The sequence below is a fragment of the Nostoc sp. genome, from assembly GCF_036919595.1.
Classification (GTDB): Bacteria; Cyanobacteriota; Cyanobacteriia; order Cyanobacteriales; family Nostocaceae; genus Nostoc.
The window spans coordinates 1-23,288 of sequence record NZ_JBALCO010000162.1; the positions used below are offsets into that span (position 1 = coordinate 1).

Below are 23,288 nucleotides of genomic sequence, written 5' to 3' on the forward strand. Positions count from 1 at the left end.
TCAACGAGGATCAAAGACTCGTTCACGAGTATTAAAGGTGGATCAACGAGGATCAAAGACTCGTTCACGAGTATTAAAGGTGGATCAACGAGGATCAAAGACTCGTTCACGAGTATTAAAGGTGGATCAACGAGGATTAAAGGTGGATATATTTAGTTATATTCAGCCTAATGGTGGAAGATATTGCCCATGAAGATGGCTCTCCTTTCGGAGGTGAAACTTACTCTGCGATCATTACCTAGAATACAGGCAAACCTTGCTTGAATGTGGTGTGTGGCTTTTATCAGCCAAATGGTGAGCAAGGAGGACTATTGTTGTCTTTACAACCTTTGTTCCAAGCTGGAGGAACTACTCCCGGCGCGCTCATAACAACTTTTTTGGAATCTATTGGCGCAGCTTGAGGAAAACTGTAGCTGTGCTGAAGATACTCAACAAGTTGATACAGATGAATTTCAGGCACTATGGGATACTCTACATTTATCATCTAATTGAGCAATGAAATTCTAATGTTAATTACGAAATTGCTCAAGGTTGGGGCTACAAGACCAGTAGAAATCCAGGCAATGGCAAAGGAGTTATAGTTATGAGCAAAATTGATGTAGATTAGACATCTTGCGAAAATCCTAGTTTATCTGTGGGTTTATTTTCATAAAAGTGTCTTTTGCAAAAAAATAATTCCTAGCCAAAAATCTTGGCGCAATCATGCTCGAAACTTTTGATTGCGATCACTAATTTCCGGTTTAGGATCTTAAAATTGCCCATTACAGACAACTATCTAAAGAGTGAAAGTTTTTCCTCGGAATCCAGCCCTTAGTTAGTTGTATAATTTTTATCAAAGATGTAAAAATACAGCTTATTACCAAAACACATTTTATTTCTTTAATCTTGCTAAAGATCATGATACATTAGGCTTGACGGCATTAACCCCCCTGGGCAATCATAAAGAGACGGCTATTAAAAGCCAATTTTACTAGTGCTTGACTGCGATTTTATAACTTATAAAATCGCCTACTTGCACTCTTTATCTTGATTGTTGCAACATACCATATTACCACAGTATGCCTGTTTATCCTTATTAGTGTTATCTGCGGTTCTTTAAAAATCAAATAGGAATCCTATACTATGTGTGGTGAACATTTGGATAAATTTGATCAGATGTCAGAGCAGCTACTTATAATGCCCAACATTTAAATTTTCCAGAGTTAACGGTTGTATTTGTGGTTTCCATATCGAGGCAAACCAAACAATCATCTCGATATTTGTATTAACTTAACCTTGTATCCAGTATTTTCCAATAGTCAATCCAAGAATTTGAAAAGAGGATATTTCCATGTCTAGTTTGTTTCGTTGGTCATCAGCAAGGGTTGCTTTACTAGTTCTAGGAATGACATCTGCTATAATAGCTCCCATCGTAATTTCTACTCCAGCTTCATCTCAAAATACTGTTCCATCTACGACACCATCACCTGACACACCATCGCCTGCGACACCATCGCTCGATACTCCATCGCCTGCAACACCATCGCCTGCGACACCATCGCTTACAACACCATCACCTACTTCAACAGTTAACTTGTCTGATGTTTCCTCAGATTATTGGGCGCGTCCCTTCATTCAAGCCCTAGCTGACAATAACGTGATTGCTGGCTTTCCTGATGGCACCTTTAGGCCGAATCAAGCTGTGACTCGTGCTGAATTTGCCGCTTTAATTCAAAAAGCTTTCGGTAACCAAAACCGAGTTCGGCAATTAAACCCAGGTGGATTTAGTGATGTTCCTGCTAACTATTGGGCGGCTTCTGCAATTCAGAGCGCCTATGAAACTGGATTTCTGGCAGGTTATCCTGGGAATGTGTTTAGACCAAATCAAGAAATTCCTAGAGTGCAGGGGATTGTTGCCTTAGCGAGTGGTTTAGGTTTAACTCCTAGCAGCACTGGAACAAGTAGTGACCTCAGCACCTATTACAATGACGCCTCAAGTATCCCGAACTACGCTGTAAATAGTGTGACAGCAGCAACACAATCTAATATTGTAGTTAATTATCCAGATGTAAAACAACTCAATCCGCAACAGTCCCTGACTCGTGCAGAAGCTGCGGCAATCTTATATCAAGCTTTGGCTAAACAGGGAAGGGTACAACCTATTGCTAGCAATCTTCCAGCTACTCAGTATATTGTCGGTGGAACTCAAAGAGGTACCGATATTGTTTCTCTTGCTGCATCCAGTAGTTCTTTGACAACTCTGACTTCTTTATTAAAGACAGCTGGTTTAACTGATATTCTTCAACAGCCAGGCCCTTATACAGTCTTCGCTCCTACTGATGAAGCATTTGCGGCTTTACCTGCTGCTACCTTACAACAGTTACAGCAACCAGAAAACAGAGAAGCATTGATTAAGATTTTGAGATATCATGTGCTTCCTGGTGCAGTAACTGCTAGTCAATTCTCGCCTGGAAAACTGGCAACCGATGAAGGAAGACCTGTAAATATTAAAATTGATCGCGCTAATAATCAAGTCGAGGTGAATAATGCCAGAGTTATCCAGGCGGATGTGAAAGCTAGCAATGGTATTATCCATGCAGTCAACCAAGTCCTGATCCCGCCGGATGTTAACATTAGTAAGTTAAATCAGCCACCAACAGGAAGCACAAATGGGACACCTACGGTAGGTAGAGCTACTCGTGGTGGCAGAAGCTACATCGGGGTTGGTGGTAACATTGGTTTGGGCGGCAACGATACAGCTCTGAGCGATACTAACTTTACAGTAATCAGCAAACTTGGTCTGACAAACTTTCTATCAGTGCGACCATCAGTGATATTTGGGGACGATACAGTATTTCTGGTTCCTGTAACTTTGGATTTTTCTCCCCGCAGAGCAGGTTCGGTGGGTGAAAGAACCTTTGCTATATCTCCTTACATAGGTGCTGGCATAGCAATTGAAGCTAACGCTGATACTGATATTGGATTACTGTTAACTGGTGGTGTAGACATTCCTCTCGGTTCTAAACTTACGCTAACAGGTGGTGTAAATGCTGCTTTTTTGGATGACACTGATGTCGGACTACAATTAGGAGTTGGCTATAACTTCTAAGTAAACAATAGTATGCATGAGCAATGCATACTATTGTTTCAGGCTTTTATTAATCATTCTTTGATAGTAAAGAGACCCGCACTTTCCAGTTCAAGTCCAGCAGAGGTTCATCAAACTCATGTTGTATTAAGGTCGCTTGATTGCTAAAGTAAGTCCATCGGCGATGGGGACAAGGGAGAGGGTAACCCGTTCATCATGATGTAACTTTTCGTTGAGCGCCCGGAGAGCTTGGGTGCTTTCATCTTGATTTTGCGGGTCAGCAACTTGTCCTGACCATAAAACATTATCAATAGCAATCAATCCACCTGGACGCACCAATTGCAGCGATCGCTCATAATATCCATCATAATTTTCTTTATCAGCATCAATAAAGGCAAAATCAAATGTCTCGGCTTGCCCGGATGCCAACAATGCATCTAAAGTTTCCAAAGCTGGTGCCAATCGCAGATCGATTTTATCAGCAACTCCGGCTTCTTGCCAATATCGGCGGGCGATCGCAGTAAATTCTTCACTCACATCAGCAGCGATAATCTTGCCGTCTTCAGGAAGGGCTAAGGCAACTGAGAGTGAGCTATAACCTGTAAATACACCAACTTCCAGGGTTTTATTGGCTCCGATCAGCTGTACCAGTAGTCTCATAAACTGCCCTTGTTCTGGTGAAATCTGCATTACACTTCGGGGATGGCTGGCGGTTTCTTGGCGCAACTTCAAAAGAATCTCCGGTTCCCGCAGCGAAACGGATAAAAGGTAATTATAGAGTTGGTTATCAAGACCTATAGACTGTTTTGGCATGGGAGATCAGAGAATTGAAATAATCTACAGTTATACTATCGCTTAAGAGTTGTTAATCAGAAATCCCTAATGAGCTTAATCTTTGTCGTCTTCGTCTAGGTCTATTTACACGTTGAATCAAGAGGAGGAATTTGCTCGGCGGTTAATGTAACAACTTGTCCATCTTGCCAAATGCGAATAGATTCTCCTAATTTGCAGTGTCTTTCAATCGCTTTCTTCATAGCGAGTTTAACCCCTGCGTCGATTTGGCTAAATAATTTTTCAGGAATTGGCTTATTCATAAGTATTACTAGTGATTTGGCTCTATAGTTGGGGTTGATAAATTATAGGCTCTTGATTTAAAGGACGTTCAGCTATTATCTGCAAAATTGGATTAGAGTTATCGTAAACAATCCAGCGATCGCACAAGAGTAAGTATAATTCAATTAAGTTCTTTCTTCCTCCTTCGTAGCGACGGCGAATATTATCTTCAGGGATGTTGTGACCGCGACTTTCTACACGTCTGCGTACCCATGCGATCGCTAATTCGGGACTTTGTAACCGGGTTGTTCCTTATGACCAATTAGGAAATTTAAAAACCTGCCAAAATGGCAACCAGATTCTGATTAGCGAAGTTAAATTGTATAAAGATAAACGACTTCAAGGGTTTTATTATCAGGGACTACCACGTAAAAATTACTTTTGTAAAACACTATCTACTAAGTGATTTACAAAAATAAAAAACTATTTCTACCAATTATTTGCAGAGGATTTTTCTCAGCAGGTAAATATCAATAATCAGGTTTGGCATTTGCTGCAACAGGAATATTAAATATGTATGGGCGTTGTTGAAGTACGCATTAGCCCCCAAATAACGGGCAACGTCTATATACATTCCTGTTCACTTCAGCGGCAAATGGCAGAGTGGGAGTTTGAAAGCTGACTGATATGCTTCCTCCCACTCTTCTTTTTATTTAACGTAGGCATAGCCCGCACTTCGACCCAATTCTTAGAGAGGCTGCGCCCTAAGGCAAGCTATACCGTAAAGCCTACGGCATAGCTTGGGGCAACGCAAGCTCAGTGACTGCTGCTGGCATCGCTCTCAAATATGCCAATCAAAAAAACAACCATCAACTCAATTAGAACATAAATTATTTTTATAAATCACTATCCCGTAAAAACTCAAGAATCGCTGCATTCAACACCTCAAAAGCACCAGTTGAGGCATCATGACAGCAGTTAGACAAAATTTGTAATTTGGAATTGGGAATATGCTGATGCAATTTTTCACCATGACTAGCAGGAAACCAACTATCTTGATCACCCCACAAAACTAGTGTAGGACACTTAATTGAACTCAGATTATTTTGAATTTGGGTGAGCATATTGGGCTTATTTGCTTGCCAATTCTCAATTTCTTGCGCTGCTATTTGTAACTCTTCAGCAACTTTCGCAACCGTACCTGGCAGTTCAATAAACGGGTAAGTTATCCAATAGACATCTTCCTGTGTCAAAATTGATGGATCGAATAATACCCCACGTCTTTCTATTGCCATAATTTCTCTAAATAGAGGTGCAAACAAATATGCCAGCCGTAAGGAGTCAATTGTTTGCATTATTTCCAGAGGCATTTGGGCAAGTAACAACATAGCCCAATGGGGTAGATGTTCGGTAAAAATAGGTACGTTTACTACTACAAGCTGCCCGATTAACTGCGGATGTTCTTGAGCAAGGGCAAGGGCAACTAATCCCCCCAGAGATTCAGCTACAATCACTGCGGGTTCATCACATAATGCCTGAATAATTCTTTTAAACTCAAGAATTTGATGACTGTTGTGTTCTCTACGAGACAATGGTTTTTCGGAAAAACCAAAATTTTTGGCATCAAAACAGATTACCCGAAAATATTCCGATAATGGTGCTATACTGTGCCGCCAATTATAGCTCCAACTACCCATACCATGTAATAAAATTAGCGGTTTCCCTTTACCTTTTTCGCCATAAGCAATTTGTACAGGATACCCTTTAGCATCAGTAATAACTAGACTTTGCCGCCCTTCAGGAAAAGTAGCTTGCCACCAATCTTTCATTCCTTTATCAATAAATAATTTAACCGCCAGTTAAGGCGTTCCACAATATTCTAATTAGTATTACTGGTAATGCCACTAAAACAATAGAGATTAGCAACAATCCAGCCAAAACGGCAAAGATAAACCACCTGTCTGCACTCTTTTGCTGGCTAGGAAACTTTAAGTACTCTTCCAAGAGCTTGATATTATAGCTGTTAGCTGTCCAGGCAAAATCAAAAAAGTCTCCCAAAACTGGGACAGCACCTATCAAGCCATCAATGATCACATTCAAAACCATTTTGCCTAAAGTGGCTCTAGATACACCCAGCCGCGCTGCTTCTAGGATGATGTAGCTAGAAAACATGACTCCCAAAAAATCACCACCAATAGGTATAAGTCCTAAAATTGGATCTAGACCAAAACCAATTTTCGTACCAGGAATGGTAATAACATTATCCATCAGCCGACTTAACTGACGCAAGCGCTTCAAAGTGGGTGCTTTGGCATCAGGTTCAATCATCGAAAACCGAGGAGGAGATTCAGACATAAAGGCGATCGCTAGCTTTGGATTGAATCGTTAGGTATTTTACTCTTCTACTGAGCTTTGGCAAAAATTTCCTCAGAGATTTCAGCTATATTTTCTATTTTTCGGGGGATTCTGACTGTGCTTTTGGGCGCATATCTTCGCCGACAGTCACGTTCAACTGATCGCCGATTAACAGAACAGCAGCGCTCATCGACAGCCAGAGCATTAAAACTATCACAGCCCCTACTGCACCATAGACTTTATTATAATTGCCAAAATTCGCCACATAAAGCCGAAATAGGGCTGACAAAATTGCCCAAAAAACAGCTGCTAAAATTGCTCCAGGCATCATTGGCGTGCCTGAGTTCCACTGGCTTGGGCCATAGCGATAGACAAAGCCAAAGGCGACAGCAACAATACTTAAAGCTAAAGGCCAACGTAACAGCTGCCAAAGATGCAACAAGAAGATCAAAGAACCATTTCCGCGTACTGCCATTGCCAATAGCCAGTCGCTGGTAAACACTAAGAAAGAAGCCAATACTAAAAGCAACATAGTACCGACTGTTAATCCCAGAGAGACGAGCTTGGCTTTCCAAAAGGGACGAATGTTTTCTGGAGGAATTTGATGGATTTGGTCGAGAGCTGTCATAGCGGTACTCACTGCCCCAGAAGCAGTCCAAATTGCTAATACAAAGCTCAGAGAAAATAAACTGCTGTTTTTGGAGTTGGTAATTTCTGTGGTAGCAAAATCACGAATCAGATCCAAGGCTTGTTCAGGTAAGACTTGACTAAGTTGATTCGCCAGTTTGTTAAAGGTGGCTTGCAAAGATTCTGCCAATAAGCCAATGGCTGTGATCAGAGCCAGAATTGCTGGAAACAGCGATAGCATGGCATTGAAGGCGATTTCCGAGGCAAGTCCCAAAAGTCGTCTTTCGGTTGTCCTCGCAAAAGTTTTTTTGAGCGTGTGCCAATTAAGGTGACGAAAGAAGCGGATAAAACGAGGCTTTGACATGATTTAGAGTTAAAAGTGGTTGCCTTTATTAACTACTTTCCCAAATTTTGCGTAGCGATCGCATCTACACTTTTTACCGCAAGAATACCGAGTCGGGAGTGGGAGAGTAGAGGAGCATACAACTCTTGGAGAGGCTGCGCCCTAAGCGTAGCTATGCCGCAGGCTTTACGACTGCGCTCAGTAACCAGGGGAGTAGGAGGAGAGTTCTTGACTAATGACTCTTGACTAATAACCATTGACTAATAACCATTGACTAATAACTATTTATTTATGAATCAAGATTTAACACAACAGTGGTTGACAGAAATCCAGGTACTCAAAGAGCAGATGGCGGGACTTCAGGGCGATCGCGATGCTGCTTGGGAAAGTGCCCAAAAATGGCGTCAGCTTTACAACACAGAAGCAGAACAACGCCGCACAGATGCCCAACTGTCCCAACAGGTGATCGCATCCCTTAAGGCAGACCTGCATAAACTCCAGGGTCTTGAGGTCAAGACACTGGCTGCTGGGACACCAGTAACAGCGATCCAAGAAGAAATAAAACAATTAAAATCTGTGGAGGACTTGCAAGCTCAACTCATCGCCGTGATTAAAGAACGCTCACGCCTCTTGCAAGCTTTGAAAACTGAGCAGGATAACCACGCCCAAACCCGCAATAGCCTTACTACTGCTTTGGGTGATGCTATTGATAGCTTGACACGCGAACGAGCATCAAAAGAGGAAGAGAAGGGAAAAAACTCCTAACTTCTAACTCTTCGTACCTCAACCCAACCTTGTAAAGCTGGGGAATAGTTAGTAAATAATAGGGCATGGTGATAATTACCAATTATCTCATGCAACTAACTCAAGGGAAGGTAAAGTACCCATGCTCAAGCGCTTAATTGTGATTGTTACTGCTGCTACACTTTTTAGTAGCTCCTTGACGCTGGCAGAGAGTAAAAAGCCCAAACCACCGGATAAATTTCCTCCTAGTCCCCTAGAAATTACCACACCCGATCCGCTGTTACCACGTTTGCCCAAGGATAAACAGCCGTTAACTCTCGAAGAACAGCAAAAGTTAGAACCAGCGCTGGATGCCTTAAACCAAGAAGCAGCAGCGAAACTGCAAGCAGGGGATCAAGTGGCGGCGTTTGAAATTTGGAACCGGGAACTGCGCTTGCGGCGCTTTTTAGGTTCATCACTAGAGGTGCAAGCACTATCACGAGTCGGGGCGATCGCCTGGAAGCAAAACGACAGCCAAGAAGTACAATATATTACGCAGCGATTGCAAGCAATTCAAAAGCAGGTACAATCTCAGAAAAAAACTGCCCAAATTGATCTAGAATTGTGGCGATCGCTAGGGCAAGCTTACCAAAATGTGCGATCGCCAAAACTAGCCCTAGAAGCTTACGACCAAGTTTTGCTAGTGGTGCGACAGCAAAAAAATACAACAGCCTTAGTAGAAATCCTCAAGACAATTGGGGAACTAAATTTGAGTTGGTTTGATTATCGCAAAGCTGCGCCAATCTACGAGGAATTGTTGGGTTTAGCTACTTCTGTTGGCGACCGTGTAAACGAGCTAACATATCTGCAACGGCTGGCTGAGATTTACGAGCAGACAAACCAACCACAGCAGTCATTGAATGTACTTAATAAATTAGCAGAAATTTACGTCAATGAAAATAATCTTACTGAAATACCAGAATTAAAGCTAGCGATCGCTTCAGATTACGAATCTCTAGCAAAGAAAGATCCTAACTTACTGTTAGAAGCTTTTAAAAATTATCAAGAAGCTTATACTACTGCTTGGCAATTACAGGAGTACGTTCGTGCTGGTGAAGCTTTGCAAAAATTAATTGCGCTGTATCGTTCTCAAGGACAAACAGACGAGGCTTTGCAGGCTAGTGAAATTCTTGTGCAGATACAGGCGCAAGCCGCCAACTATTACGGGTTGATGCAAGCTTATGACCAAATTGGACAATTGTATCTAGAACGCAAAGAGTTTCCTCAAGCAGTAACAGCTTTTCAAAAAGGGTTAGAACTAGCGCACCAACTCAAACATCAAGAAGCATACTTTACTGGGCAAATTGAAAAAATCTCGAAAGCAAATTTGTAACCAATATTAGAGGATGTTTGGAAAGTCTCAATTCATCTAATCCTGGCGACTTCTAGTCGCCAGCCAGTTGCTCATGAGGAAACCCCCTTGGTACTAGCCTCTCCCTTTGGGAGAAGACCGTACTGGCTTGCCTACGCACTACTAAATAGGTGATTTATACCCAGAATTTTTAGTACATCACTTTGGTTCACTGCTCCCACTTTAGAACTAGATTCCAAGGGGACGAAAATGTTTATACTTCTGACTATGATATAGTACCGTAGAATACATTTATCTGGGAAAATTTCGGTGAATTATATGAAACATCCCTTTGAACTAGAAATATCTGACCTAGAAGCAATTGAGCTAGATTTTTTAGAGCCATTGACAGATGAGTCAGCTGAAAAGATTACAGGAGGATTACAAGCTACAACTCAGTACGTTACTGCTCAGGTGGGTGAGGCAGCAGAAGAAGGTGGCGGCCATGTGGCTACAACTCAGTACATTACTGCGAAAGTAGGTGAAGCAGCAGAAGAAGGTGGTGGCGGACATGTGGCTACTACTTATCACATTACTGTCCAGAAGGGTGAGGCAGCAGAAGAAGGCGGTGGTCTGTGCCACTACTAAACTTTCTTTCTTGATGATTATGTTTCCATTTGAAAGATAATATACTGTGATCAATTTTTTGTGCTAAGTAGGAGGCTCAGTTGGCAGTTCTAATTGAGGGCAGAGTGGACAAAGTTTCTTGCTGAGAAAGTTTCAAAGATTATAATTGTACGTTTAATTATGTCCACCTACTTAGCCAATTATTTCATCAAGAGGCAGCTGGTTGTTACTTGTAATCTACTAGTTTATGTATTTAACTATCAATATTTCATATAAGGATGAATATTCTCGTATTAGGTAATTCTTTTGATGCTCATGCTTTACACATGAGAGATGCGCTGACAAAAGCAGGTACAGCAGTAAATTACTTGGATACTCGTTTATTCCCAACTCAGGTACAAATTTCTTGGCAACCTGATATTCAAGCTGGCTGCTTGGTTCTACCAGGGGGACATCAGTTAAATTTGCAAGATATCAAGAGTGTTTTTTGGCGGAATTTCTCTGCTCCTTACATTCCTAATTTACCAGAGGGTCAGCAGACAATTGCTTTTAGTGATGCAATGAGTGTACTGCGGACACTGCTTCAAGCTAAACCAGTCAGATGGGTCAATTCTTGGCAAGCTTACCAGTTTCACAAAGAAAAACCCTTGCAACTGAGTCAAGTTAAGCTTCTGGGCGTTGAAATTCCAGCGACATTAATCAGCAACAACCCACAACAAGTAATTGAATTCTGTAAAATCCAACCAAAGACAATTTTTAAGCCAGTCTACGGTGGGACACATACTCAGTTTGTGAGTGACTTTCATTTAGAACCCCATCGGCTAAATTTGGTATTACGACTTTCTCCGGTAACATTCCAAGAGTATATTCCTGGCACTAACATCCGCAGCTATGTAATAGGAAAAGACATTTATACTGCGGAGATTCGCAGTAATTCTCTAGACTTTCGAGAAGATGAAAAAGCACAGTTAATTCCGGTGGAACTGCCTGACTTAGTTCAACAACAATGTTTAGCCATTAGCAAAGCCTTGATGTTAGAGTGGACGGCGATAGACTGGCGTTTAAAACCAACTGGTGAGTATGTCTTTTTAGAAGCAAATCCCAGTCCGATGTTTTTACACTTTGAGCAACAAACAAAATTTCCTATTACTCAAAGTTTAGTTAACCTTTTATTAGTAAACTAAGCTTGCAGCAGCCTTGCAGATAAAATTATTGGCTTGGATGCTGGGGCTGATGACTATATAACAAAACCCTCTGAAATGCCGGAACTAATGGCTCAGATTCGAGCAATGTTGCAGCCTAGCAACAACTTAAGCTAACCTTTGTTGGGTAAGTCTGCGCTTAAATTACAGCACCTATGAAGTTACATATGCAGACGAACTTTTACATGTGACTCCAAAAGAATATGCCCGGTTGGAACTGCTGGTTTCTAGCGATCGCCGGGTACTGAGTCAAAGTTAAATTCTTGAGCGAGTTTGGTCATTGCAAGACCCACCCAGTGAAGAAACTGTTAAATCTTATATTAAAAGTTTACGTCATGAACTCTGAGAAGTTAGCGCTCCTGATGATTTTGTTGACACAGTTCACAGACTAGGTTATCGTCTGAAGCAGCTTTAGTTTTGGCTTGTGATTGTTTATCCGATTTCTCTCTGATATTTGCACAACTATTTTTAAGCTGATATTGTGAATAACTCCTCGGAACACCACATAGCAAAATCTCCCCGAACCAAATACGTAATTCGGTTCGAGGGTTTTTGATTTCAACTAATAAAAATCCTCTTCCATGTTGCTAACAATAAAGTTGGAGGTATTCTATGAGACATCACACTGTTGATGAAAACTCGAATCTATCTCAATCCAGCTTGACTGAAAACTCAGCCATAACGTTGGGTTAAAAGAATTATATTTATTATTACTAATAGCTGCCGTCATGGGATTTTCTGTAAATTATTGGTTTAACCATCACCAATTGCCCTGGCAATCCTCTGATACTCCGACTACGGTGTACAACACCAGCACCAGCAAAATCTCTGGAATTGAAGCGATCGCGCCCTAGTAACTTATTCGTGTGATTATTATATATAGTGATTGAATGGAATGAGTAGCCAATTGGTCGTCAAGTTTAGAATCAACATGGCACGCATGGGGCAGATTTTTTGGAAGCGGCTCTCCCATAAGCTTTTGCCCCCTAAACGCCTTGCAATGCTGCAAGCTTGTCTGATTGGTTTAGTCTCTGGATTGGCTGCTGTCTTGTTAGGGCAAGGTGTGGGATTGTTAGGTGGGTGGCGACTACAAATATCCCATCAGTTTCCTGCTTTGTTGGCACTGCCGATAATTGGGTTAGTGGGCGGATTTCTTGCAGGCTGGTTGGTGGAGCGTATTGCTCCTGAAGCTGCTGGTAGCGGGATGTCGGAAGTAAAAGCGGTGCTGGCAAAGGTGCCCATGCCTCTCAACTTGCGAATTGCTGTGGTGAAATTGGTTGGTGCAACGCTGGTGCTAGCATCTGGGATGCCCTTGGGGCGGGAAGGGCCTACGGTGCAAATTGGTGCAGCTTTAGCCAATCAGTTTAGTCGCTGGTTTCCCACTTCCCCTGAACACCGTCGCCAACTGATTGCAGCCGGAGCCGGGGCGGGGCTGGCGGCGGCCTTTAATGCCCCGATTGCTGGGGTATTATTTGTTGTAGAAGAACTTTTGCAAGATGTCTCTGACATCACCTTGGGAACAGCAATCCTGGCTTCATTTATTGGTTCTGTTGTTGCCCGTATTTGTGACACCCATAGTTTTGATTTAAATCTGCATTTAGCGGCTGCCAACACCAGCTTTTATGTGTCGGAAATTCCTTTTTACCTGCTGTTGGGAATTTTGGCAGGATTCGGGGGCGTGCTGTTCAATCGGGGAGTTCTCGCCAGTTTGGGTTTAAGTCGTCGCTTTCTTAAAATCAGCTTACCTTGGCGGATGGGACTGGCTGGATTAGTGACAGGATTGGTATTTGCTAGCCTTCCCTCATTATTTCGGGACAACGCTGGATTACGGGAACTGTTGCTGACGGGTGAAGCAAACTGGCAATTAGTGGCGCTAGTTTTCTTTCTTCAGTTCCTACTTATCCTGTTTACCTACACTTCTGGTGCGCCTGCTGGATTGCTGGTTCCCACACTAGGACTGGGAGCAGCTTTGGGTTATTTGGTAGGAACCTTAGAACACCACTTCCTTGCTGTGAGTTTGGCGACAACTTATGCACGAGTTGGGATGGGGGCATTTTTCTGTGGTGTGGCGCGAGTCCCAATTACGGCAGTGATCATCGTGTTTGAGATGACAACTGACTTTAATTTGGTGTTACCGTTGATGATTGTTTCGGTAACTGCTTATTTGGTAGCGGAAGCTCTAGAAACCGGATCACTATACGACCATCTATTAGAATTTAAAGGCATTCATTTGCCAAAAGAAACCAATCCCGAAGCACCTTGGACGCAACTAACCGCAGCCAATGTCATGCAACCGAGTGTGGAAACTCTGGGGAGCCGGATGAGTTGGGATGAGGCATTGCAGGCATTTTCCGAATCCTCCCACCGCCACTTTCCAGTATTGGAAAAGGGTAAATTGGTCGGAATCTTAACCCAGCAAGATATCACAAATCTCTCCCGAACAGGTTTAAGTGAGCATCTCACTGTAGACCAAGTGATGACTCCAGAACCAGTAACTGCCTCTCCTGTTGATACCCTTGCCCATGTGCTACATTTGCTCAACCGTTACAAGATTAACTGTTTACCAGTTGTGCAAGGAAACCGCTTGGTGGGTATCATTACCCGTAGTGATATTATTCGGGTGCAAGCTGCCTATTTCAATGGTTCCGAAGATGTAGGTTCTAAAGCCGAACCATCCCGCGTGATTTACCATACCAGTGCGCCGGAAACTGGACAGGGAAGGTTACTGGTGCCATTGAGTAACCCTAAAACAGCAGGTATGCTGTTGGAAATGGCGATCGCAATTGCCCGTGATCGCCATTATGAAATAGAATGTCTGCATATTATTATTGTCCCCCAGCACAAGATTCTTGCAGAAACCCAAGTGAATATCAAGGCAGCTATGGGTCCACTGCGGCAAGCAATACGTTTGGGACGGACATGGCATATCCCAGTACATACCCAAATTCGAGTTGCTCATGACTTGTCAGAAGCAATTTTGCAAACTATCCAAGACCGTCATATTAATTTTATGCTGATGGGTTGGAAGGGTAGCACAGCCACACCGGGAAGGGTCTTTAGTCGCGTCGTAGATACGGTTATCCGGCAAGCAGCCTGTGATGTGGTGTTAGTCAAGCTGAATAAGCAAACCCACTTGGAACGCTGGTTAGTGCCGATAGCGGGTGGCCCCAATGCCCAACAGGCAATTCAATTGCTCCCAGCACTGACTTCATTGAGTGAAACTCCAGTAGTCAACTTATGTCAAGTGTTTGAACCAAATAAAGCCGAAGCGGATACAACAACTCTCAAAAAAGCTGCTGATTTTCTCAAACAACGGCTCAAAAGTTTAGTAACAATTGATCCACTCTATGCAAATTCTGTGTCAGAAGCCGTCTTGGATTGTGCTAAACGCAACCAGAGTGATGTGATTATTTTGGGAGCTTCTCGTGAGGGAATGTTGCAACAAGTAGTGCATGGTAATATCCCAGCAACTATCTGCCGCAATAATAACCAAACTGTGATTTTGGTACGTGCAGCATCTGCTATTGGAGAAGGGAATTAATCTAATAATACATCTTCATATATAGCTGCGATCGCACAATGAAAATCAACGCTAGCTAAATTCACTTCTTCTTCTTTTTCATAAGGGTAAAGTACCCAATGTCCTTCGTCATTGCGGCGGAAGCATTCCACACTCATTCGGTCTGGTGAAATTAGCACATATTCTTGTAGTGATTCTAAGTGTCGGTAATTAGCAAATTTCTTTCCTCTATCAAAGCCTTCTGTTGATTCAGAAAGTACTTCGATGATTAAGCAAGGATAAGACTTAAAATATTCAAATTCTCTATCTCGTGCATCGCAAGTCACCATCACATCAGGATAAAAATAGCGATTTATGACATCAATTTGTGCTTTCATATCTAACATATACACACGGCAACCACTACCCCGGAGATGGTTTCGTAACAGCATAGATACATTCATGCTAACTGTGACATGGGCATCACTTGCTCCTGCCATTGCGTAGACTTGCCCATCAATATACTCGTGTTTGATTTCACTAAATTTCTCGCCCTCTAGATATTCTTCTGGGGAGATATAGTACTCACTTTGACTAATGACCATTTTAGTGTCTTAATAGTTTTATAAAACATTTTAACCGATACAACAAATTTAATGAGCGCCAGCGCCACCAGTTGCCTTCACCTTTTTAAGGAATAAAACAGCAAGTCCACTGAGTAACAAAGCGATGCCAATAAAGTAGAAACAATCGTTAAAAGCCATTACAAAGGCTTCCCGACGGACGATGTTGGATATAGATGCGATCGCTTCATTTTGGGCTGTACTAAAATCTGCTCCCCGACCGACAAAATACTGTGTCATTTGGTCAATTCGCTGTTGAGTTTCTAGGTTATATAAAGATACTCCATCACCCAATCTATTCGAGTGAAATTGTTCTCTATTTGCCAATAAAGTCGCTAAAGAAGCAATTCCGAGAGAACCACCCATATTCCGCATCATATTAAATAAACCACTTGCTGAACCTGCTTCTTTCGGACTCAAACCAGCAGTTGCGATAGAACTAAGCGGTACCATAATTAGGGGTTGTCCCATTGCACGCACAAATTGCGACCAGCGTAATTGATCTAATCCTGTTTCATTAGTCATTCCAGAGTTCATAAATGCACTGATGGAAAACAAAGTCACACCAACAGCCACCATTAACCGCACATCAATGCGTTTCATCAATCTGGGTATGAGAGGAATAATAAATAGTTGGGGAATACCAGCCCAAATTAATACTTCACCAATTTGCAGCGCATTGTATTTTTGAATTTGGGCAAGATATAGCGGTAAAATATAAATTGATCCATACAATCCTACTCCCAGCGACACATTCACAATACTCGCTAAACCAAAGTTCCGCCTAAGCACAAGCCGTAAATTAATAAATGGTTGCTTACGAGTTAATTCAATATAAAAAAATATCGCCAAAAAAATTATTGCAATCACACTTAAGCGGACAATCAGCGTTGAACCAAACCAATCTTTGCGACTACCTTCTTCTAAAACAACTTGCAGGGAACCTAACCCAATAGCCATCGCAATAATTCCCCACCAATCACCTTGTTTCAGTAAATTAATTTGGGGTAGTTCTTGCTTGATTCCGTACCAAACGCCAGCTAGCATTAATACCCCTGGAATTACATTTATATAAAAGTTGTATTCCCAACCAAAATTTTCTGTTAACCAACCTCCTATTGTTGGGCCAATTGAGGGTGCGAAAACTGCACTAAACCCAAATGCAGCTAATCCAACTGATTGCTTAGATTGGGGTAAAGTCGTTAATACAACTGTCATAGCAGTGGGAATTAATACTCCTCCGCTAAAACCTTGTAAGGCGCGAAATAAAATCATGGAATTGAGATCCCACGCCCAAGCACAGCAAATAGAAAAGAAGATAAATAGTCCAGTATTCACTAACAAATAACGCCGCAGAGAAAACACCCGTGATAACCATCCTGTTAGTGGAATTACCACAATTTCTGCTACGAGATACGCCGTAGAAATCCAAGAACCTTCTTCTAAAGTTGCTCCTAAACTTGCTTGAATATCTTGCAGCGAAGCATTAGTTATTTGAATATCTAATACCGCCATAAATGCACCAAGCATACTGGCTAATACACCAATCCAGGTTCTTAGCGGTACACGTTCTGGTGGTACAGCAGGATTTTGCCCTTGCTGACGAATTACACCTGTATTAGCCATAGTGTTGTTCCAGTTCCAAGGTTAAATAACAAAAATATTATTAAATCTCATACCATCTATTGGTAGTTTTTTATCTTAAGCTTTATCACTTATTAAGATGCCATTTATTTCATAAATTGGGATGATTATTTTCCTGAAATCAGGCAAATTTATAATAAAAATAATCGACCCTAAAATCCAAGCAGTCCCATGAGGCTAACTAAAGCTAATAGCAATAGGATGGATCGAATTGGTAGGAAGCTAAAGGCATATACAAATCCCTCTTTGACTTTTTGCAAGGGATTACCATCAGTTACCGTTTTCCAAGGTTAAACTTGCATCGCCAATAATGCGGTGATTACACCAATATAGCTCAAACCATCAATTAAAAAACAATACCCAGTTTCAACGCGAGTAATTAATAAACCTGCGATCGCAGAGCCAATTAATCGCGCACAGTTAATCATTGTACAGTTGATGGCGATGTCTGACGACAAGCCGCTTTGCCTCCTTTGCGGTTCGTTTTTTCATTATTTTGCGTAAGTCCTGACTTAATTAAACCCGGAGAATCCCACTCCACCTGCGGGGAGGGGTTGGGGGTGGGGTTCTTTTATTATGGGTAATTTAGTGGACATAATATTACTTGACTTCCACAGCAACTTCCGCAGACATTCCCGGAGTAATCCGCGATTCATATCCTTGAATGCTCTTTTGGTCAAAAACTATTTTGACAGGGATACGTTGGACAATTTTAGTAAAGTTACCTGTAGCATTATCCGGTGGCAATAAGGCAAACTGAGCGCCGGAAGCTGGCGAAACACTGTCAACACGACCAATAAAGGTGTGATGAGGGAAAGTATCCAGCTTGATTTCTACTGGTTCTCCTGGGCGCATCTTTTCTAATTGGGTTTCTTTGAAGTTCGCAATTACCCAATACTCGTTATCTACGATCGCCATTAATGGTGTTCCGGTTGCAACTCGGTTGCCAATTTCCACGTTTTTTCTACCTACCCGTCCAGCACTAGGAGCAGTAACATTGGTATAGGATAGTTGTAATTGTGCGTCTTTGAGCGATGCTTCTGATTGAGCGATCGCAGCTTTTGCCGCTTCGTATTGACTACGTTTTACTGTTGTATCTTGTCCGCCAGCAGTCGCTTGTTGCAATCCTCCCTTAGATGCTGCCAATTTAGCTTGGGCGTTGGTAACATTTTCTTGCGCTTGTGCTAGTTGAGACTGGGCTTTGGCGACACCAACTTTCGCGGAAGCTAATTTAGCTTGGGCTTGTTCTACTCCCTGAATCGCGGCATTTTTTTGTGCCGTAGCCACATTATAAGTTGCCTTGGCTGCGTCTAGCTGCTGACGAGCGATCGCACCTGTTTTATACAACTGGTTGTAACGATTGTAATCTGCTTGGGCATTTTCCAAATTCGCATTTGTTTGCGCTACCTGCGCTTGGGCGGCGGGAATCCCCGCTTGGGCTAGTCTGACTTCAGCTTGCGCCGCTGGTATCCCGGCTTGGGCTTCTTGTACTGCTGCTTGGGCTGTAGAAATTGCTGCTACCGCACCGCTGACATCCCCCTGCGCTTGACTTGTCTTACCAGTGGTAGTTTGTGAAGTTAAGGCAATATTTGCTTGGGCGGCTTGCGCTTGACCACGCGCATTTTCTAGGGCTGCTGCTGCTTGTTGTACCTGACTTTCATAATCCCGTGGATCTAACTTCACTAACAATTGTCCCGGTTGCACCAGTTGGTTATCATTCACAAGCACCTCACTCACAGTTCCGGGAATGCGGCTGCTAACTTGGTGAATGTTTCCCACAACAGTGGCGTTGTCTGTTTCCTGGTGGGTGGAGGCGTATTGCCAGTAGTGAAAACCAAAAGTACCTGCGGCGATCGCACCCACACCTAATCCTGCCAAAATTAAGCCAGTCGGTTTTTTCCGTTTCGGTTTCGCTGGAACTTCTTTCTCTATCTCAGGAGTTACAATCGGTGCTTCTACTGTTGCGGATGTCTCTGTTGTCAAAGTTTCTAAACTCTCTTCAGGAATCACTTGTTTTTCTAAAACTGGGGTCTTATGTCCGTTGCGTCCGTTTAATGTATTAGCGCCCATGATGGTTACCTCGCTTGCTCGTTCAATAATTTAATTGATAATCATTTATTTAGAATGCGTAATATTTCCTAAAAAAAATCTTTTTTCCTTAGTATGCGTACTATTATCTCAAAATAAATCTTCACACTACCTCCTCCGGTCGGGTGATTCTGGGATAATCTTTAGGAGAGGTTAGCGATCGCCCGGTTCAAGATTTGGGAAAACAGTTCCCGGTCAGCGAAGGAAATACCGTCCATTGCTTCATCACGTACTGTTGCCGCAATAGGCGGTAAGACCGCTTCTAGTTCCTTACCTGCATCCGTTAGCCAGATCCGCCAGATGCGGCGATCGTGGGTGTCGCGTTCTCGACGCACCAAGCCGCGTTCTTCCATCCGATCTAGTACGCCTGTTAAAGTCCCTCCCACTTGTTTGAGTTTGTCCCCAATACTAGAAGTTGGTAAACCATCTTCTTGCCAAAGACAGCACAACACCAGCCAGTGAAATGGTGTCAATCCAAACGGTTCTAGTTTATCAGTAAACTTGCGACTGAGCAGTTGTGAGACTAATTTGATTCTGTAGCCCAAATTGTATGGTGCCAGATTTTGCTGCCACGACTGTAAAGGTGGGGAGTGATTAGATGTAGAAACCATTTAGCAAAATATTTAGTGTACGTACTATTATTTTACCAAGATTAATTTTTTTTAGCAATAGTTGCTTTGTATCTGTCTTAGGGAAGAACTTGAATCAACTGGGACTCTTTTACTGTACCAAGAATACGGTAAGGTCGAGACAATTTAGGGGACTGGTCAGTATAGATCCAAGCATAGCTCAAAGCTGGTACTTGAGAAATAGAGACTACTGGTTGGGGGCGAATAGAAAGATAGAAATTAAGCAGTACTTTTGTTTTAGCGTCTATTTCTACATAGTAGGTAGGATGAGTTTGGATAATTGAGGCGATCGCAGGTTGTTGTAAAAACACTTTCAAAGCAGGGTTATAGTCACTTAATAGCCCTATGCTACCTGTCGCCGCCAAAGCCAGCCAGCAGGGAATTAACCAACCTGCAATCCAGTAACGGGCTGTGAGAAACTTTATGTCAAAGTGGTAACGACTAATCCACACTATAGGCAAAATTAACCAACCAAAGCCCATAGCCAAGCCAATAGTTGCATACTTGCGAATATCAGAACCACCCCAACTAAGAACGCCAATACTCGCTATAACAAGTAAAACACCTAACCCACCAAAGCCATAACTGAGATTTCGAGGAAGATTCTTGATGGCAAAAAGGGATAATATATTTATTCCACGTTTTTGAAGAGGGAATTGTGAGGGAATCCCTGTCTGGTAAATATTGCCTAAACAGTTTAGACCCACAGATGCAAACAAAGCTATAAACGGATAAAGGCAAAGACTATAGTGAGGGAAACGACTGCTAAAAATACTAAGTTCACAAAATAGGACAAGTGGAAAGCCAACTAATATTAACTGGTAACGAGGAATGGGACGACGGAGAGTCGAAACTAAACCTAAAATCCCGAAAAAAGCCCAAGGAAATGCTATTAAAGGGATATTCCATATATAAAACAGCAGCCCATTATTATAATGATCCTCAGAACCTTGCCGCACAACAAACTTGAACAACTCCTCAAAACTTTGATTTCCGTAGTGCAACCAGTTTAACCATAGCCAAACACAGGTAGGGATTAAACCTACGAAAAAGCCTAAATACAAAATTGGGTTAGTAAGATGACGATGACGGCGATGTTCCCAAATTAAATAAGGGAATAAAGCTATGATAGGCAAAAAAATCATAAAGCTTCTGACTAAGAAGCCTAAACCTAAACTTAAACCAGCTAAAAAACTCCAAAAATAGCGATCTTTAGGGTGTAATTCCGTTTTTATTAAAGACAAAATAGCTAAAAGTACCAATAAAATCATCGGTACATCAGGTGTACTTAAGCGACAGTATTGCAGCCAGAGAAATTCCACACTTAAAATTGCAGCAGCTAGCCAAGCTAATTTTTTGCCCAGCATAATTTTGCCGATTTCATACACCAGCCATAAGCTAAAAATTCCAGCAATCATACTAGGAAGACGCGCAGTGGTATCACTGATCCCAAACAGCTTGTAGAAACTGGCAATTAACCAATAAGGACCAGGAGTTTTATGATGTGCCCTTTCCCAAGGATCTATCCAATTACCAGAATCAAACATCAGACGGGCACGCGATGCGTAAAGCCCTTCATCATGTGCCATCAGACTATTGTGCCCAGAAGTAAATAATAATAAGGGCAGTATCCAAACTAACAAACTAAAATAGGGTAATGATCGGACTAGACGGATTTGTCGCCAAATATGCTGCAATGAGTGTAGTTTATAGAACATTGAATTGCTCAAAATTGAATGCTGCTATTTAGACGAGTTTATGTGTTCTGTTGTTATTAAAATATGTTACATAGTGATGGTTGAAAAATACCTAAAATTGTCGCAATTTTCCGAAAAAGTTCTCCAAAACAGAGATTTATGCAGTTAAGACCGAATCAACGCCTGAAATTAGACGACACAGATGATAAGCTGTTCTATGCCTATCCCCGCTTCGTCACTCATGTCGATGAAGGATTTATTCAACGGCTAACGGATTTATATCGCGATCGCCTCAAACCCAATACCCGCATTTTTGATATGATGAGCAGTTGGGTGTCTCATCTACCAGAAGAGATGCAGTTTGACCATGTGGAGGGACACGGACTCAACGGTGAGGAACTAGCACGAAATCCCCGCTTAAATCATTACTTTGTCCAAAATCTTAACGAAAATCCGCAGCTACCTTTACCAAATGAGAATTTTGATGCTGTTCTCAATTGCGTATCTGTGCAGTATGTGCAATATCCAGAAGCAGTATTTTCCGAAATTTACCGCATCCTGAAACCTGGTGGTGTCGCAATTATCAGCTTTTCTAACCGGATGTTTTTTGAAAAGGCAATTCAAGCTTGGCGGGAGGCTTCAGAAGCACAACGAGTAGAATTAGTCAAAGAGTACTTCGCCGCAGTTCCAGGATTTACAACCGCAGAAGTTATAGCTCATAAGTCAACATTACCAAATTTATTACAGTGGTTGGGTGCAGCTGGAGGAGATCCGTTTTATGCCGTTATAGCTTATCGCAGTTAAGCCAAATAGTCACCAGTACAGCGGGGGCGTAAATCCAGCTATTATCTCAAACAAGACTTGGGGCTTAAGCCCCTGCACTTCACGCCCATTGCACAGGATCTAATTGATAGTAACGTTGCAGTTGCTGATAAAGTGCTGGATGCTTGGATAACAATTGGTGCGGTTTCTCAAGGAATGTCTCAGTCGCTACGGCAAAAAATTCTGCGGGATTTGTTGCGCCATAGCTATCCATTACCGTCTTTACGCCTTGCATAACATCATTACAAAGTTGCTGATATGCTTGTGTCATCACCTTCGCCCAAATAGGATAGTCAGAATTGCGTTGCAGTATCGGAACTCCTTCAGCTTTACCATCTTCTTGATCCAACTGATGGGCGAATTCATGAAGCACAACGTTACGTCCATCCCTCCAGTTATCAGTGTCTTGTTTCACCTGTTCCCAAGACAATACTACTTGGTCAGTTGTCCACGATTCCCCTAATCTTGCCACACGCCTTTCTTCAACAACATAATTTCCGATAGAAGTCGTTTCCTGAACAAAATAAGTATTGGGATACACCAGAATTGAACGAAGTCTAGGAAAATACTGCCCACGTTCATTTAGTAGGAGTAAACAAGCGACGGATGCAAGGGTCAGTTTCATTTCCTCCGTTACCTGTAATCCTTTACAGCCAATAAATTGCTTTTCTGCTAAGAATACTTGAATATGTCCTTGAAGTCGTCTGAGTTCATTGGGAGAAAGGCAAGGGTAAATGGGAAGATTATTCTCAATAATGGCATTCCAAAGTGGGGGGAAAGGACGATGTTTAAGACGGTTTCTTCGCCTTTTTACTATAACGGGATTAATTAAAATACCAGTAATAATCAGCCCAATGATCAGAAAGACAACTATTGTTTGAATCATTGACTTTTGAGCAATTTAAATACTTCAGTCGCTGGTAAGCAGAAAATTTAGA

At 42.1% G+C, this 23,288-nt stretch carries 20 protein-coding genes and 1 pseudogene; 8 read left to right on the forward strand and 13 right to left on the reverse strand.

Annotated elements, in window-relative coordinates; all coding sequences use genetic code 11:
• Positions 1-1,330 precede the first annotated feature (1,330 nt).
• On the forward strand, positions 1,331-3,088 hold the full coding sequence (locus V7K21_RS24980; RefSeq protein WP_335177992.1) for a fasciclin domain-containing protein: 1,758 nt from the start codon (positions 1,331-1,333) through the stop codon (positions 3,086-3,088).
• A 126-nt stretch (positions 3,089-3,214) separates the two neighbouring features.
• Here the strand turns inward: V7K21_RS24980 and V7K21_RS24985 are convergent, their stop codons facing one another.
• The 6 genes from V7K21_RS24985 to V7K21_RS25010 all read right to left on the reverse strand — a co-directional run bounded on the left by V7K21_RS24985 (position 3,215) and on the right by V7K21_RS25010 (position 7,702).
• Positions 3,215-3,880 carry a class I SAM-dependent methyltransferase gene (locus V7K21_RS24985; RefSeq protein WP_335177994.1) on the reverse strand — a complete coding sequence of 222 codons (666 nt, stop codon included), beginning with the start codon at positions 3,878-3,880 and terminating at the stop codon, positions 3,215-3,217.
• 101 nt (positions 3,881-3,981) lie between these two features.
• Entirely contained in the window at positions 3,982-4,161 is a 180-nt protein-coding gene (locus V7K21_RS24990; RefSeq protein ID WP_335177996.1) for a hypothetical protein, read from the reverse strand.
• A gap of 855 nt (positions 4,162-5,016) precedes the next feature.
• Positions 5,017-5,949, reverse strand: coding sequence for an alpha/beta fold hydrolase (locus V7K21_RS24995; RefSeq protein ID WP_335177998.1), 933 nt, complete (start codon positions 5,947-5,949; stop codon positions 5,017-5,019).
• A gap of 19 nt (positions 5,950-5,968) precedes the next feature.
• Complete coding sequence (locus tag V7K21_RS25000; RefSeq protein WP_335178000.1) at positions 5,969-6,475, reverse strand: DUF4112 domain-containing protein; 507 nt, start codon at positions 6,473-6,475, stop codon at positions 5,969-5,971.
• 94 nt (positions 6,476-6,569) lie between these two features.
• Entirely contained in the window at positions 6,570-7,466 is an 897-nt protein-coding gene (locus V7K21_RS25005) for a YihY/virulence factor BrkB family protein (RefSeq protein ID WP_335178002.1), read from the reverse strand.
• 32 nt (positions 7,467-7,498) lie between these two features.
• Positions 7,499-7,702 carry a hypothetical protein gene (locus V7K21_RS25010; RefSeq protein WP_335178004.1) on the reverse strand — a complete coding sequence of 68 codons (204 nt, stop codon included), beginning with the start codon at positions 7,700-7,702 and terminating at the stop codon, positions 7,499-7,501.
• Between the two features lie 34 nt (positions 7,703-7,736).
• Between V7K21_RS25010 and V7K21_RS25015 the strand changes: the two genes are divergently transcribed.
• From V7K21_RS25015 to V7K21_RS25040, 6 genes are all read left to right on the forward strand, one after another.
• The gene (locus tag V7K21_RS25015) at positions 7,737-8,210 is read left to right on the forward strand and encodes a hypothetical protein (RefSeq protein ID WP_335178006.1); all 474 of its coding nucleotides are present in this window, start codon (positions 7,737-7,739) and stop codon (positions 8,208-8,210) included.
• Between the two features lie 121 nt (positions 8,211-8,331).
• Positions 8,332-9,561, forward strand: coding sequence for a tetratricopeptide repeat protein (locus V7K21_RS25020; protein WP_335178008.1), 1,230 nt, complete (start codon positions 8,332-8,334; stop codon positions 9,559-9,561).
• A gap of 297 nt (positions 9,562-9,858) precedes the next feature.
• A complete protein-coding gene (locus V7K21_RS25025; RefSeq protein WP_335178010.1) occupies positions 9,859-10,167 on the forward strand; it encodes a hypothetical protein in 309 nt (102 codons plus the stop codon).
• A gap of 257 nt (positions 10,168-10,424) precedes the next feature.
• Entirely contained in the window at positions 10,425-11,330 is a 906-nt protein-coding gene (locus V7K21_RS25030; RefSeq protein ID WP_334795828.1) for an ATP-grasp domain-containing protein, read from the forward strand.
• A gap of 746 nt (positions 11,331-12,076) precedes the next feature.
• A complete protein-coding gene (locus tag V7K21_RS25035) occupies positions 12,077-12,202 on the forward strand; it encodes a hypothetical protein (protein ID WP_335178012.1) in 126 nt (41 codons plus the stop codon).
• 77 nt (positions 12,203-12,279) lie between these two features.
• Positions 12,280-14,889, forward strand: a complete 2,610-nt coding sequence (locus tag V7K21_RS25040) for a chloride channel protein (RefSeq protein ID WP_335178116.1) — start codon at positions 12,280-12,282, stop codon at positions 14,887-14,889.
• On the opposite strand, the gene V7K21_RS25045 is transcribed toward V7K21_RS25040, so the two are convergent.
• The 6 genes and pseudogenes from V7K21_RS25045 to V7K21_RS25070 all read right to left on the reverse strand — a co-directional run bounded on the left by V7K21_RS25045 (position 14,886) and on the right by V7K21_RS25070 (position 21,549).
• Entirely contained in the window at positions 14,886-15,452 is a 567-nt protein-coding gene (locus V7K21_RS25045) for a Uma2 family endonuclease (RefSeq protein ID WP_335178014.1), read from the reverse strand. The genes V7K21_RS25040 and V7K21_RS25045 overlap by 4 nt on opposite strands.
• A 48-nt stretch (positions 15,453-15,500) precedes the next feature.
• Positions 15,501-17,096: an MDR family MFS transporter gene (locus tag V7K21_RS25050; protein WP_335178016.1), complete on the reverse strand. Its 1,596-nt coding sequence runs from the start codon at positions 17,094-17,096 to the stop codon at positions 15,501-15,503.
• A 182-nt stretch (positions 17,097-17,278) separates the two neighbouring features.
• Positions 17,279-17,566, reverse strand: a pseudogene (locus V7K21_RS25055) (MFS transporter); the annotation flags it as partial.
• Between the two features lie 148 nt (positions 17,567-17,714).
• Positions 17,715-19,184, reverse strand: a complete 1,470-nt coding sequence (locus tag V7K21_RS25060; protein WP_335178018.1) for an HlyD family secretion protein — start codon at positions 19,182-19,184, stop codon at positions 17,715-17,717.
• A gap of 161 nt (positions 19,185-19,345) precedes the next feature.
• Positions 19,346-19,813, reverse strand: coding sequence for a MarR family winged helix-turn-helix transcriptional regulator (locus tag V7K21_RS25065; RefSeq protein WP_335178020.1), 468 nt, complete (start codon positions 19,811-19,813; stop codon positions 19,346-19,348).
• Between the two features lie 77 nt (positions 19,814-19,890).
• The gene (locus V7K21_RS25070; protein ID WP_335178023.1) at positions 19,891-21,549 is read right to left on the reverse strand and encodes a glycosyltransferase family 39 protein; all 1,659 of its coding nucleotides are present in this window, start codon (positions 21,547-21,549) and stop codon (positions 19,891-19,893) included.
• A gap of 138 nt (positions 21,550-21,687) precedes the next feature.
• Between V7K21_RS25070 and V7K21_RS25075 the strand changes: the two genes are divergently transcribed.
• Positions 21,688-22,332: a class I SAM-dependent methyltransferase gene (locus tag V7K21_RS25075; protein WP_335178025.1), complete on the forward strand. Its 645-nt coding sequence runs from the start codon at positions 21,688-21,690 to the stop codon at positions 22,330-22,332.
• A 79-nt stretch (positions 22,333-22,411) separates the two neighbouring features.
• Here V7K21_RS25075 and V7K21_RS25080 read toward each other — a convergent pair whose 3' ends face one another.
• The gene (locus V7K21_RS25080) at positions 22,412-23,236 is read right to left on the reverse strand and encodes a zinc-dependent peptidase (RefSeq protein WP_335178027.1); all 825 of its coding nucleotides are present in this window, start codon (positions 23,234-23,236) and stop codon (positions 22,412-22,414) included.
• Between the last annotated feature and the right edge of the window lie 52 nt (positions 23,237-23,288).

What these genes read in the sequence shown, in the direction of transcription:
- V7K21_RS24985 (WP_335177994.1), bottom strand. Translation starts at nt 3,880, where the DNA reads ATGCCAAAACAGTCTATAGGTCTTGATAACCAACTCTATAATTACCTT.
- V7K21_RS25010 (WP_335178004.1), bottom strand. Translation starts at nt 7,702, where the DNA reads ATGGTTATTAGTCAAGAGTCATTAGTCAAGAACTCTCCTCCTACTCCC.
- V7K21_RS25060 (WP_335178018.1), bottom strand. Translation starts at nt 19,184, where the DNA reads ATGGGCGCTAATACATTAAACGGACGCAACGGACATAAGACCCCAGTT.
- V7K21_RS25000 (WP_335178000.1), bottom strand. Translation starts at nt 6,475, where the DNA reads ATGTCTGAATCTCCTCCTCGGTTTTCGATGATTGAACCTGATGCCAAA.
- V7K21_RS25065 (WP_335178020.1), bottom strand. Translation starts at nt 19,813, where the DNA reads ATGGTTTCTACATCTAATCACTCCCCACCTTTACAGTCGTGGCAGCAA.
- V7K21_RS25050 (WP_335178016.1), bottom strand. Translation starts at nt 17,096, where the DNA reads ATGGCTAATACAGGTGTAATTCGTCAGCAAGGGCAAAATCCTGCTGTA.
- V7K21_RS25020 (WP_335178008.1), top strand. Translation starts at nt 8,332, where the DNA reads ATGCTCAAGCGCTTAATTGTGATTGTTACTGCTGCTACACTTTTTAGT.
- V7K21_RS24980 (WP_335177992.1), top strand. Translation starts at nt 1,331, where the DNA reads ATGTCTAGTTTGTTTCGTTGGTCATCAGCAAGGGTTGCTTTACTAGTT.
- V7K21_RS25025 (WP_335178010.1), top strand. Translation starts at nt 9,859, where the DNA reads ATGAAACATCCCTTTGAACTAGAAATATCTGACCTAGAAGCAATTGAG.
- V7K21_RS25045 (WP_335178014.1), bottom strand. Translation starts at nt 15,452, where the DNA reads ATGGTCATTAGTCAAAGTGAGTACTATATCTCCCCAGAAGAATATCTA.
- V7K21_RS25030 (WP_334795828.1), top strand. Translation starts at nt 10,425, where the DNA reads ATGAATATTCTCGTATTAGGTAATTCTTTTGATGCTCATGCTTTACAC.
- V7K21_RS24995 (WP_335177998.1), bottom strand. Translation starts at nt 5,949, where the DNA reads ATGAAAGATTGGTGGCAAGCTACTTTTCCTGAAGGGCGGCAAAGTCTA.
- V7K21_RS25015 (WP_335178006.1), top strand. Translation starts at nt 7,737, where the DNA reads ATGAATCAAGATTTAACACAACAGTGGTTGACAGAAATCCAGGTACTC.
- V7K21_RS25005 (WP_335178002.1), bottom strand. Translation starts at nt 7,466, where the DNA reads ATGTCAAAGCCTCGTTTTATCCGCTTCTTTCGTCACCTTAATTGGCAC.
- V7K21_RS25040 (WP_335178116.1), top strand. Translation starts at nt 12,280, where the DNA reads ATGGCACGCATGGGGCAGATTTTTTGGAAGCGGCTCTCCCATAAGCTT.
- V7K21_RS25070 (WP_335178023.1), bottom strand. Translation starts at nt 21,549, where the DNA reads ATGTTCTATAAACTACACTCATTGCAGCATATTTGGCGACAAATCCGT.
- V7K21_RS25080 (WP_335178027.1), bottom strand. Translation starts at nt 23,236, where the DNA reads ATGATTCAAACAATAGTTGTCTTTCTGATCATTGGGCTGATTATTACT.
- V7K21_RS24990 (WP_335177996.1), bottom strand. Translation starts at nt 4,161, where the DNA reads ATGAATAAGCCAATTCCTGAAAAATTATTTAGCCAAATCGACGCAGGG.
- V7K21_RS25075 (WP_335178025.1), top strand. Translation starts at nt 21,688, where the DNA reads ATGCAGTTAAGACCGAATCAACGCCTGAAATTAGACGACACAGATGAT.
- V7K21_RS25035 (WP_335178012.1), top strand. Translation starts at nt 12,077, where the DNA reads ATGGGATTTTCTGTAAATTATTGGTTTAACCATCACCAATTGCCCTGG.